The 12275-nt window shown below is 48.5% G+C and carries 9 protein-coding genes; 4 read left to right on the top strand and 5 right to left on the bottom strand.

Going from position 1 to position 12275, the window contains the following annotated elements:
- A partial coding sequence (locus tag KVT36_RS22200; protein WP_217605637.1) for a sigma-54 dependent transcriptional regulator occupies positions 1–671 on the bottom strand: 671 nt, incomplete at its 3' end.
- Positions 672–844: 173 nt separating this feature from the next.
- Between KVT36_RS22200 and KVT36_RS22195 the strand changes: the two genes are divergently transcribed.
- Entirely contained in the window at positions 845–1654 is an 810-nt protein-coding gene (locus KVT36_RS22195) for a serine O-acetyltransferase (protein WP_217605636.1), read from the top strand.
- Positions 1655–1681: 27 nt separating this feature from the next.
- Positions 1682–2566, top strand: a complete 885-nt coding sequence (gene cysM / locus KVT36_RS22190; protein ID WP_217605635.1) for a cysteine synthase CysM — start codon at positions 1682–1684, stop codon at positions 2564–2566.
- Between the two features lie 112 nt (positions 2567–2678).
- Here cysM and KVT36_RS22185 read toward each other — a convergent pair whose 3' ends face one another.
- The gene (locus KVT36_RS22185; RefSeq protein ID WP_217605634.1) at positions 2679–3662 is read right to left on the bottom strand and encodes a pyruvate dehydrogenase complex E1 component subunit beta; all 984 of its coding nucleotides are present in this window, start codon (positions 3660–3662) and stop codon (positions 2679–2681) included.
- Positions 3663–3827: 165 nt separating this feature from the next.
- Here KVT36_RS22185 and KVT36_RS22180 point away from each other — a divergent pair, with 165 nt between their 5' ends.
- A complete protein-coding gene (locus KVT36_RS22180) occupies positions 3828–4457 on the top strand; it encodes a hypothetical protein (protein ID WP_217605633.1) in 630 nt (209 codons plus the stop codon).
- Positions 4458–4573: 116 nt separating this feature from the next.
- On the opposite strand, the gene KVT36_RS22175 is transcribed toward KVT36_RS22180, so the two are convergent.
- From KVT36_RS22175 to KVT36_RS22165, 3 genes are all read right to left on the bottom strand, one after another.
- Positions 4574–5746, bottom strand: coding sequence for an acetyl-CoA C-acyltransferase (locus KVT36_RS22175; protein WP_217605632.1), 1173 nt, complete (start codon positions 5744–5746; stop codon positions 4574–4576).
- A gap of 125 nt (positions 5747–5871) precedes the next feature.
- A complete protein-coding gene (locus tag KVT36_RS22170) occupies positions 5872–9147 on the bottom strand; it encodes a PKD domain-containing protein (RefSeq protein ID WP_217605631.1) in 3276 nt (1091 codons plus the stop codon).
- A 173-nt stretch (positions 9148–9320) separates the two neighbouring features.
- Positions 9321–10127, bottom strand: coding sequence for a PKD domain-containing protein (locus KVT36_RS22165; RefSeq protein ID WP_217605630.1), 807 nt, complete (start codon positions 10125–10127; stop codon positions 9321–9323).
- A gap of 148 nt (positions 10128–10275) precedes the next feature.
- Between KVT36_RS22165 and dnaG the strand changes: the two genes are divergently transcribed.
- Positions 10276–12258, top strand: coding sequence for a DNA primase (gene dnaG, locus KVT36_RS22160; protein ID WP_254640140.1), 1983 nt, complete (start codon positions 10276–10278; stop codon positions 12256–12258).
- Positions 12259–12275: the final 17 nt, after the last annotated feature.

Below are 12275 nucleotides of genomic sequence, written 5' to 3'. Positions count from 1 at the left end.
ATGCGCTGTTTTACCGCAGTGGTAAACGAGCCTTTTTCAAGGCCTAACAGCACGCTCTCAATCAGTACTCTGGGAGTGGCGGCGCAGTTCACTTCTATCATAGGCCCGGTGGCGCGGCTGCTGCGCTCATGGATCCAGCGGGCTACCAGCTCCTTGCCTACCCCGTTCTCGCCGGTTACCAGCACACGGGCATCGGTGGGAGCCACTTTTTCAATGGTCTCTTTTATTTTCAGGATAGGCGCAGAACCGCCGATCATTTCCTGGGTTTTGTTCACCTTACGGCGCAGGCGCTTGGTTTCCGCCACCAGTGTAGTTTTATCCATAGCATTGCGCAGGGTAATAAGCAGGCGGTTCAGATCCGGTGGTTTGGGAATGTAGTCAAACGCGCCTTTTTTAACTGCTTCTACGGCTGTATCAATATTACCGTGGCCGGATACCATTATGATGGGAATATCAGGATTGGCTTCCTTGGCTTTTTCCAGGAATTCCAGGCCATCCATCTTGGGCATTTTGATGTCGCACAACACAGCATCATACTGCTTTTCCCTGAACATCTTAAAACCTTCTGCCCCATCTGCCGCTTCATCGAGCTTATATCCTTCGTAGGTCAGGATCTCAGACAATGTTTTACGGATGCTTTTTTCGTCATCAATAATCAGGATGTTCGCCATATTGGTGTTTTGTGAGGGAGCAAAGATAATGAAATCAATGGGCCGATGAGAAAATATGCGGATGTGCCGGTGTTACCGGCAGCAGGAAAAAAAACAACCCTGCGACTAACTTTACAGGCATAATATGTACTTTTAAACTACTAAACATTGTATCCTGTAATTCTAAGCCGCATATGGAAAAATTATTGGAGGAGTTAAAGCGCAGGCACCAGTGGGCAGCGGCCAATCCTTACCCTTGTACTACAGCGGTCAGCGATTTTGCCAATGACCTGGTAAACTGGCTATTTCCCGAACACACGGGTAAAGTGATGGCAGCGGCGGACCTGGCCCCCTATGCACAAAAGCTGGAACAGCAGCTGCAGCAGCTATTGCATACCATGCAGCCCCAGCTACCGGATACGGCAGCACAACTGAGCCAGCATTTCATGGCCCAGGTACCGTCTATTTACGATGATCTTACCAAAGACGCCACCGCTATTTACCAGGGCGACCCGGCAGCTACCTGCTTATACGAAGTAATAAGGGCTTATCCCGGTTTTTATGCCATTGCCTTTTACCGTATTGCACACGCGCTGCAGCAGCTGAACATACCCTTACTGCCCCGCATGATCACGGAGCTGGCGCATGCCCGCACCGGTATCGACATTCACCCGGCAGCTATTATAGCGCCCTATTTTTGCGTAGACCATGGCACCGGTATTGTGATCGGGGAAACTTCTGTAATAGGAGCGCATGTAAAGCTGTACCAGGGCGTTACCCTGGGTGCTTTGAGTATTGATAAAAGCATGGCTAAAAGCAAGCGCCATCCCACCATTGAGGAACATGTAGTGATCTATGCCGGCGCCACCATTTTAGGCGGTGATACCACTATTGGCCACCACAGCGTAATTGGAGGTAATGTGTGGCTGATCAAAAGTGTTGCACCCTTTTCCCGTATTTATTACAAGGCAGATGGCAGCATGAATGTGGTGGAAGCCGTGTAAACCTAAGATCGTAAATCAACATAACTGATGCATTCAATTCTTGACCAGGTAGGTAATACACCTATTGTTGCACTGAAAAAATTAACGGCAAACCCTAATGTTACTATTTATGCCAAGCTGGAAGGTAATAACCCCGGCGGCAGCGTAAAAGACCGGGCCGCCTATGGCATGATCAAAGGCGCGCTGGACCGGGGCGAGCTAAAGCCCGGCATGAAGCTGATAGAGGCTACCAGCGGTAATACCGGTATTGCACTGGCTATGATCGCCGCCCTGTTTGGGGTAGAAATGGAGGTGGTAATGCCGGAAGATGCTACCCGCGAGCGGGTGCTGATTATGGAAGCCTTTGGCGCCAAGGTGACCTTAACCCGCAAGGAGGATTCCATGGAAGGCTCTATTGACTATGCGCATGCGCAGGTGGCCAAAGGCGGTTATCATATGCTGAACCAGTTTGCCAACCCGGATAATTACGGTATGCACTACCGCACTACCGGCCCGGAAATATGGCGCGATACACAGGGAGCGGTAACACATTTTGTGAGCGCCATGGGTACTACCGGCACTATTATGGGCGTATCCCGCTACCTGAAGGAGCAGAACCCGCAGGTACAGATCGTAGGCTGCCAGCCAACTGAAGGCTCCCGTATACCGGGCATCCGCAAGTGGCCGGAGGCTTACCTGCCGAAAATATTTGATAAAGAGCGTGTAGACCGCACCATGGATATATCTGAGAACGAAGCGCGGCAAATGACGCGGCGCCTGGCAAAGGAAGAAGCCATTTTCTGCGGCATGAGCAGCGGCGGCGCAGTATCTGCAGCAGTACGCTTATCTAAGGAATTAGAGCGGGGTGTGATCGTTTGTATTATCTGCGACCGGGGCGATAGGTATTTATCGAGTGATCTCTTTGGATCTTAAGCTGAAAGCTCAAAGCATAAAGCAAAAAGCCGATTGTAATTATACAACCGGCTTTTTGCGTTTTAATATGTTCTGAGCTTTGGGCTTTCTGCTTTGAGCTTTGAGCTTTATGCTACTTCTTCATATACATTACTTCCTTTACCAGCTTCACGGTACGCTCAATATCGGGCATGTACAGTTTTACCAGGTTGGGTGCGTAGTGCATAGGTGCATCCGGAGCAGTGATACGGCGGATGGGGGCATCCAGGTAATCAAAACCCTCTTTCTGAATACGGTAGGTAATTTCAGAAGAAATGCTGGAAAAAGGCCATTGCTCTTCCACGATCACCAGGCGGTTGGTTTTCTTTACAGATTCCAGGATGGTGAACCAGTCCAGCGGGCGGATGGTACGCAGGTCGATCACTTCGGCCTCAATACCTTCTTTGGCCAGCTCTTCTGCGGCGCCCAGGGCTACTTTCATCATTTTGTTGAAAGAAACGATGGTTACGTCCTTACCGGCACGTTTAATATCGGCCTTGCCAATGGGAATAATATATTCTTCTTCGGGTACGTCGCCCAGCTCGCCATACATTACTTCACTTTCCATGAAAACCACCGGATCATCATCGCGGATAGCGGCTTTCAGCAAACCTTTGGCATCATATGGGTTGGAAACGGATACTACTTTTAAACCGGGGATGTTGGCATAATAGCTTTCAAAAGCAGTGGAGTGCTGGGCGCCCAGCTGACCGGCAGAACCGTTAGGTCCGCGGAAAACAATGGGGCAGCCTACCTGTCCGCCACTCATGGCCAGCATTTTGGAAGCGGTGTTCAGGATCTGGTCCAGGGCCAGTACGGCAAAGTTCCAGGTCATAAATTCCACTACAGGACGAAGGCCGTTTTGTGCAGCGCCAACGCCAATGGCAGCAAAGCCTAATTCTGCAATCGGGGTATCAATTACCCTTTTGGCCCCAAATTCATCCAGCATTCCCTGGCTCACTTTATAGGCACCATTGTATTCGGCTACTTCCTCTCCCATCAGGAATACGCGCTCGTCCCGGCGCATTTCTTCCTGGAGGGCTTCTCTTAAGGCTTGTCTGAAAGCTATCTGACGCATGCTATTGGTATAATGATTTGAAAGATTTAAAGTCCTTTCCTAAAAAGGCAGGGGCAAAATTATCGTTTGTTGGCGAAAATGCAAAGGATTTCAGGAAGGCTTATTTATTTAAATATTAATAAAATATATAAAATTATTAATATATTGTAACGTATTACCTGTCCTATGATCACCGTTACCATCCTATCCCTGAGTTTTTTAACGGCCATTTCCTGCAGAATAAAGAAGGTAAAATCGCCGGATGCTGTACGCCTTTTATGGTATGTGCACCTGGTTTTGCTGTTCTTTTCCGTGCTTTGTGTGTTAATGATGCTGAATGGCTATGGCTTTAAAGGCGCTTTCACAGAGCGTGTGTTCCTTTCACTGTATGCCGGCTCCGGCGTGATCCTGTATGGGTTAACGACCCAGGATGCCAGTGGCAAATGGCTGTATCTGGCTTGCTTTTTCGGCTTTCCTTTTCTGCTGCTGTTTGGATTGCTGCTCCCGCCTTTACGCATTTTAACCATTATGGCGGGCGTAGCCCTGCTGTTTGATGGGAATGTGCGCCGCTACCCTATTGATGATGATTATACGCTGGAAACCCGCGATATGGGCATTTTATCCCGCTACCCTACCTACAACATGGTAGCAGATAAATACTGGTTCTTTGAAAAGACCACTCCGGATGTGGTATCCAAGAACTACTCCCTGCAGGCGCTGCAAACGGCGCAAAAGGACGGGGATAGCGTAAAGATCAGCATACTGGCATTTGACAGGAGCAAAATGCGGTTTGATACAACGATCGCCCTGCAGTAAAAAAAGGGGAGCAGGATGGATAGGATATTTATATGATCTTAATGAAGTTCTATATGAAAAATGCAGCGAAGTGCTTCGCTGCATTTTTAGTTTATATACATTTCGTATAGCCGTGTTTATACCTTCTCAATAATAATGGCGCTGGCGCCGCCCCCGCCGTTACAGATCCCGGCTACGCCATAACGGCCGCCGTGCTGGTGCAGGATGGAATTGAGTGTTACCACAATACGGGCGCCGCTGCAGCCAATAGGATGGCCCAGGGATACGGCCCCGCCCCATACATTCAGCTTCTCCGGGTCTAATCCCAGGTCTTTCTGATTGGCGATAGCCACACAGGAAAATGCTTCGTTGATCTCTGCATAATCCATATCAGATATTTTCAGCTGTGCTTTGGCAAGCGCCCTGTTAATAGCCTTTACCGGCGTAGTGGTGAACCATTCCGGAGCCTGGGAAGCATCTGCAAAGCTGATGATCTTAGCCAGGGGCTTTAATCCCAGCGCTTTCAGCTTTTCGCCACTTACCAGTACCACTGCAGCTGCACCGTCATTGATGTTGGAGGCATTGGCCGCTGTAACTGTCCCATCTTTCTGGAAAGTGGGTTTCAGGGTGGGTATCTTTTCAAAATTCACCTTTTTATAGTCTTCATCTTCCGTAACGGTTACTACCTGTTTGCCGGGCACTTCCACGGGGATGATCTCATTTTTGAAATATCCTTTTTCATATGCTGCTGCGGCGCGTTTGTAGCTGCTGGCAGCATAAGCATCCTGGTCTTCACGGGTGATCTTGTATTCTGATGCACAGATCTCAGCGGCGTTGCCCATATGAAAATCCTTGTAGGGATCCCAGAGGCCATCCCGGAGAATACCATCTATTACAGCGCCATGGCCCAGGCGGTAACCTGTGCGGGCTTTATCCAGGTAATAAGGAATGTTGCTCATACTTTCCATGCCGCCGGCTATCACTACATCATTATCTCCCAGCATAATGCTTTGCGCGCCCAGCATAATGGCTTTCATACCGGAGGCGCATACTTTATTTACGGTGGTGCAGGGCACATTGGTAGGTATGCCTGCATAAATACTGGCCTGGTTGGCAGGGGCCTGGCCCACGTTGGCGCTGATCACATTGCCCATATATACTTCATTCACCTCTGTGGCGGCAATTCCGGCTCTTTCCAGGGCTGCTTTTATAACGGTGGCGCCCAGCTGCGTAGCCGGTACAGCGGCCAGTGTACCGCTTAATGCCCCGATGGGTGTACGAACCGTGGATACTATAAATACTTCTTTCATAACATAAGATTGTTTGGCTTGAACATTCAAATATAAAGGAAAAGTAGGAAGCGGTAAGAAGGCTGCATAAAAAAGAAAGGTGAAAAGCGGGCTGCTTTTCACCTTTCAAAATTTTGTGTATATGCTTATTGCAATATAATGCGCATAGCTTTTTGTTTGCCGTAACCGGCTACTTCCAGGTGATAGATGCCTTTGGGTAAGGTACCCAGGTCTATTTCCGTAAGCTGGTCTTTTACCTGTTTACGGTACAGGGTGTTACCTTTTGTGTCATGTACAATAATATCCACCGGTTTTAACAGTGGTTTTTCAAAGCGTACATATACCAGGCCGGCTGTAGGGTTCGGGAAGGCGCGTACAACGTTCTCCCCTACTGTTACATCCGGTACTGCGGTGATCACCATATTCACCGTAGTGGAGGTGCTGCGGCAGGTACCGCCATTGCTTACAATTACGTAATACTGCCCGTTGGCTTTTGCGCGGATGGCTGCCGTAGTGGCGGCGGTTAAGGCTGCACCGTTAAAGTACCATTGGTAGGTAAGCGCTTTGCCTGCAAACAGGCTATCGCCCCGTTGCTGTAAAGTAGCCACCGGCGTATTTACTACGGCAAACTTTGAAGACCAGTCAGTAGTATCTGCCGGGGAGCTGCTCACTATTCTTACCCGGTAATCCTGTCCGCAGGGAATGGTATCCGGTATGCTAACCTTTACGGATATACGTGGATCCGTACCCGGTACAGTAGCCAGGTTTGTTACTGTTCCATCCAGCTCGCCGGCCTTTTTACCGCCGGTGTTAGTGCCTTGCAGCAGCTGAATGATGAATACGTTATTGCTGTTGAAGGAATGATTAAAGCTGGCAGTTATGGCAAGGCTGTCGTTCGCATTAACCGTAGTGGTGTTGCCAACGCTGGCCGGGTTTTCGGGTTCAACAGGCTGTAGTATGCGGATGGTATCTGACACAGATCCGTTACAATAATACACGGTTACACTGTAAGTGCCCGGAGCAGTGATGGTAATAATAGGCCCGGTTTCGCCGGTAGACCATGTACGGGTGGTGTTTGGAAAATCGGCGCCCAGCATCACGGAATCGCCTGGATAAAGGGTTATGTCTGCTCCCAGCTCCAGGTTAGGTTTATTAATCAGCTCAACAGAACGGGTGGCAGTATCCGTAGCTCCCTGGCTGCCGGTCACTACCAGCCTTACCAGGTATTGCCCATCTGCAGCATACAGGTGCTGAGGGCTTTGCGTGGTATCCGTTGTGCCATCGCCAAAAGACCATTCCCATTTTACGATGGGTTGTATTGCCGTGCTTTCGTCCCCGAAGTGCACGCTGGTGCAATTGCGGCCCCATATGCCAATGGCAGCATTTATACCGGCCGGGTTAGCAAATTTAATATTAATGGTATCTGTAACTGTGCTGCCGCAGGAGCTAACTTTTACCCAGTAGCTACCGGATGTATACACTACAATTTCAGGCTGGGTGCTGCCGGTAGACCACAGGTAAGTATCTCCGGAGTTATTTGGTTTACGTGCATCCAGCAGCAGGCTGTCGCCGGCCACCAGGGTGGTATCTGCACCCAGAGTTACAAGCAGTGGTGCAAAGTAAATGGTGGTGGTGGCGGTATCCCGTTTTCCAGCACTGTTCATTACTACCAGGCTAACTGTATATTCACCACGCTGGCTATAGGTATGCAGCGGGTTTTGTGCAGTGTCAGTAGTATTATCGCCAAAGCTCCATTGACGGCTGGTAATAGTAGTGCCGGCAGCAGTGGTGCTTTGATCAGTGAAGCGTACGGTAGTGCATTGTTGTTTGTCGGCAGTGAATTGAGCGGTGGGATTATTGACTATTACCGTATCCGGTATGGTTACCACAATAGTATCTGCAACTGTGCTGCCGCAGGAGCTAACCTTTACCCAGTAGCTGCCGGATGTATACACTACAATAGCAGGTTGTGTGCTGCCGGTTGACCACAGGTAAGTAGCATCGCCAGAATTTTCCGGTTTGTGCGCATCCAGCCGCAGGCTGTCACCGGATGCCAGAGTGCTATCTGCGCCCAGCTCCACTACCGGTATAGTATTAATGATAACCGTAGTATAAGCAGTATCCCGCTGGTTGTAATTATTGGTTACTATCAGCCTTACATTATAGGTACCATCCTGCGTATAAGCGTGATCGGGAGCCATTGCTGTTGATGTAGTGCTATCTCCAAAATTCCATTCCCATTTTTTAATGGTTCCCGCGGTTATATGGGTGCTGTCCAGGAACCAGGCGGTGCGGCAGCTCTGCTTCCAAACGGTTATTTTGGCTTCCATTGTATTAGGCGGAGGATCAATGAAGGTAATGGTTAAGCTATCGCTCATTATATCGTTATCCTTAAATACATGTACGCCATAATAACCGCTGCTAATCACTGTAACCGTTTGGGCACTACCGTCGTAGTTGCCCCACCAGCTATACCTGGCGCCTGGGTTGCCCGCATCCAGGATCAGCGTATCTCCCTTATAAAGAGTAGTATCGCTGCCCAGGTCCACGGTAGCAGCAGGTATCCGTACCGGTACTGTTATAAATTGAAGGGTATCACAATATCCGCGGTCATCCTCTTTCAGCCGGGCGGTAAAAGTAGCCTGGTAATTGCCGGGCTTCTGGTACTTATGGGAGAACCGGTTTAAATTTATATTTGTTATAAGGTAACGATTAGTAATTTCATCGATCGTACCATCCTTCCAGTCAATAAAACAACGGTCAATTGCCTCCGTGTTATAGGGAATATTCACTTTCAGGGTCCTGTTATAATACCCTACATACCAATTGGTAACGGCCGGGGAATCTATCGTTACTTCCGTATGGGTTGATGTCTGTGAAACATTCGCATTATCCTGTAAGGTTTGGCCGCATGCTTCATAAGTTACACTATAGGTGCCTGGTGTATTTACCAGAATGCTGGAAGTAGTATCGCCCGTAGACCATAGATAAGAGCCAAAAGCAGGACCATTAGGATCCGTTGCTTTATTTGCGATCTTAACACTGGCGCCTCCAATAAAAATATTACATAACAGGTATTCGTCGCCTATGTTCAGGCTGGGCTGCACGGAAATGTAGTTGGGATAATAATAATTGTCCTTAATGGCTTTATTACCCATATTATCCCAAACGGTTAGCGATACACGAAATCGCCCTTTCAGGGTATAAATATGTACAGGATTCTGAAGGGTGGAAGTATCGCCGTCCCCGAAGTTCCATCGCCATGCGGTGATCGGGTTAGGGCCGGTGCTCAGGTCCTGGAAGGATACCGTCAGCGGGCCGCAGCCAATTGTTTTGTCAGAGCTAAAATCCACGGTAATACTTTGCCCAAAAAGCAATGTATGGGCCCATAAAAAAACAAACAATAGTAAAAATCGCTTCATATTCAAGGTATAGGGTGAGAAAATGGAAATTGTATTGTCCTAAAGAGCCTTAAAATTACTCAAATAACTAATAAGTCAGTCACTATGACCTTTTATATACAACGAAAAGGTGAAGAATGAAACGGCCATCGTTCCATCCTTCACCTTTCCGTGAATGTATATTGATACCTAAATTACTGGCGCACCGTTACCTTACGGGTTACGATATCCGCACAGCTGTTCTGGTACTCCATGTGCACTTCTATGGTATAATCGCCTGATACTGCGTACTCATGGTCAAAAGTGAGCGCATGCCGGTTCTTTTCTGCCAGCGTTTGGGAGGTATTATCCCCCCAGTTCAGCCACAAGCGGTAGGGTACATTTTCATAAGCCGGCATCACGGTCAGGTCTACCTGACGGCTGCATAACCAGGTATAGGAAATGTCGGCCAGGGTTTCGCTTACGCGGGCAATTACCACAGTGGTATCGCTCAGCGTTTGACCGCACACGTTATAGGTTACGGAATAGGTACCGGGAGAGCAGGCACGCAGGGTGCTGGTAGTATCACCGGTGGACCATAAGTACCATCCTGGATCATGGTGGCCCTGCGCCATGGCTGTGTTGCTGATAATGGGACAATAGTTGCGGCACAAGGGGTGCTGCACGCCAAGGTCCAATATGGGAAGAATATCAATTTCCTGGTAGCTGAACACTTTCATAGAGGTAGGCCCTGCGGGGATTACCATGGTTAACCTTACCACGTAGTGGCCGGGTGTGTTAAAAGTGTGTGTAGGCTGCGGGCCGGAGGCGGTACCGCCATCCCCAAATTCCCAAAGCCAGTCAATCACAGACAGGGAAGAAGATGAATTCACATCAAATGTAATCTTCTTAGGCGCACAACCAATGGTGTCAGTTGCTTTGATCTTAAAGTCGAAATTCTGCGCCTTTAAACCGGAAATTGCAAAACATGAGCATGCAATCAGTAATAACAATCTTTTCATTAGGCTTAAGGAATAGGGTGAAAAATTATGTAAATATATAAAAATTAATATGTAAAATTAATAAAATTAGTACAAAACAATATACTAAAACCGTCCATATACCAACCCTCCGGGATAATTAACGCCAAAAGGCGTAAATTACCTATGTTTGCAGTTTGCATTCTTCCAGACATTGATAGCACAACATACCATACAACAGATCCTGAGCCGCATAGATATTGTGGAGATCGTAGGCTCGTTCGTGAAGCTGAAAAAAAGGGGGACCAACTACCTGGGCCTCTGCCCTTTTCATAATGAAAAGTCGCCCTCCTTCACGGTTTCACCTAGTAAGGAGATCTATAAATGTTTCGGCTGCGGGGCCAGTGGCAATACCATCAGCTTCCTCATGGAGCATGAGAAGTACTCCTATGTGGTGGCGCTGCGCTGGCTGGCCCAGAAATACAATGTTGAAATTGAGGAGAAAGAGGTTAGCGCAGAAGTAAAGCAGCAGCAGCTCCTGGCCGACAGCCTGTATATCATCAACAACTTTGCCCGGGAATATTTTACCAAAACCCTGCTGGAAACAGAGGAAGGGCAGAACATAGGGCTCAGCTATTTTGAGGAAAGGGGTTTTACAAAGGAAACCATCCAGAAATTCCAGCTGGGCTATTGCAGCAATGAGCGGGACGCTTTTGCACGCACCGCGCTGGAAAAGGGCTATAACCTTGACTACCTGCAAAAGACCGGCCTGGTTGCCATCCGGAATGAGCAGCCGGCGGATAACTACCGGGGCCGCGTTATTTTTCCCATTCACAACCAATCCGGCAAAGTGCTGGGTTTTGGCGCACGTATCCTGGTTAAGAACGACCGGGCGCCCAAATACATTAACTCTCCTGAAAACGAGATCTATGTAAAAAGCAAGGTGCTATACGGCACTTATTTTGCCCGTCATGCCATTGACCGGCTGAACGAATGTTTGCTGGTAGAGGGTTATACCGACGTAATTTCCCTGCACCAGGCAGGCATTGAGAACGTGGTGGCCTCCAGCGGTACCTCCCTGACAGTAGACCAGCTACGGCTGGTAAAGAAATATACCAATAACCTCACCATCCTGTATGACGGGGACAGCGCAGGTGTAAAAGCAGCGCTGCGCGGCCTGGATATGGCCGTGGAAGAAGGTCTGAACGTGAAGCTGGTGCTGATACCGGATAAGGAAGACCCGGACAGCTATGTGCAGAAGATAGGCGCGCCTGCTTTCCGGCAGTTTGTGGAAACCAATAAGCAGGACTTTGTATTGTTTAAGCTGCAAACGTCCATGCAGGACATTGGCAACGACAGCAACCGCAAAAGCCAGCTGGTAAATGAAATTGCGGAAACCATTTCCAAAATTGATAAGGTAGAGGATTTCACCCGCCAGCAGGACTATATACGCCAGTGCAGCCAGCTCCTGAAGATAGACGAGCAGGGCATGATAACGCTGGTGAATAAATTCATCCGCGAGCGACTGCAAAAACGGGAGCAGCAGCTGGCCAAGAATGCCCCTCCGGAAGATGATCAGCTGAGCGATGAAGCCATTGCCGCCATGGAAGCGGCCGAAGGCAACTTTGAAGTGCTCTTCCCCACTGATGAAAAACAGGAAAGAGAGCTGGTGAAGATCTTACTCCGCTTTGGAGATATGCCTTTCAGCGAAGAAGAAAAGAACAGTGTTGCCGATTATGTATTTCACTTGCCGTATGATTTTGAGTCGCTGGCAGATAGTGAGATCGTAAAGAAAATACTGCGGGAATATAAATCCAGGTACGATGAAGGCGCCGCCCCGGATAGAAAATGGTTCCTGTACCATGAGGATACCGACATCTCCAAACAAACAGCCCTGATCCTGGAAGATAAGGAGGCGGACCTGAGCATAAACTGGAAAGAACGATTTGAAATAGATACTGTTTGCGGGGATAACGCTTACCTGCGCGACACCATCAGCACCACCAACTACCTGATACTACGTAAGATCAAAAAGCTGATCCTGGAAAACCAGCAGGAAATGGAAAAGGCGGATACCTTTGATATGCAGATGAAATGTGTTGAAGTGCATCAGCATTTGAAACAGCTTGAAATGGAGCTGACACAAGGGATCGGGACGGTGATCTTCAGATAGATGATGATTTTAAAATG

Source organism: Chitinophaga sp. GbtcB8, from assembly GCF_019091455.1.
Taxonomy (GTDB): Bacteria; Bacteroidota; Bacteroidia; order Chitinophagales; family Chitinophagaceae; genus Chitinophaga.
This window is presented reverse-complemented; position numbering and strand designations above follow the sequence as displayed.

What these genes read in the sequence shown, in the direction of transcription:
- KVT36_RS22175 (WP_217605632.1), bottom strand. Translation starts at nt 5,746, where the DNA reads ATGAAAGAAGTATTTATAGTATCCACGGTTCGTACACCCATCGGGGCA.
- cysM (WP_217605635.1), top strand. Translation starts at nt 1,682, where the DNA reads ATGCATTCAATTCTTGACCAGGTAGGTAATACACCTATTGTTGCACTG.
- KVT36_RS22165 (WP_217605630.1), bottom strand. Translation starts at nt 10,127, where the DNA reads ATGAAAAGATTGTTATTACTGATTGCATGCTCATGTTTTGCAATTTCC.
- KVT36_RS22185 (WP_217605634.1), bottom strand. Translation starts at nt 3,662, where the DNA reads ATGCGTCAGATAGCTTTCAGACAAGCCTTAAGAGAAGCCCTCCAGGAA.
- KVT36_RS22180 (WP_217605633.1), top strand. Translation starts at nt 3,828, where the DNA reads ATGATCACCGTTACCATCCTATCCCTGAGTTTTTTAACGGCCATTTCC.
- KVT36_RS22170 (WP_217605631.1), bottom strand. Translation starts at nt 9,147, where the DNA reads ATGAAGCGATTTTTACTATTGTTTGTTTTTTTATGGGCCCATACATTG.
- KVT36_RS22195 (WP_217605636.1), top strand. Translation starts at nt 845, where the DNA reads ATGGAAAAATTATTGGAGGAGTTAAAGCGCAGGCACCAGTGGGCAGCG.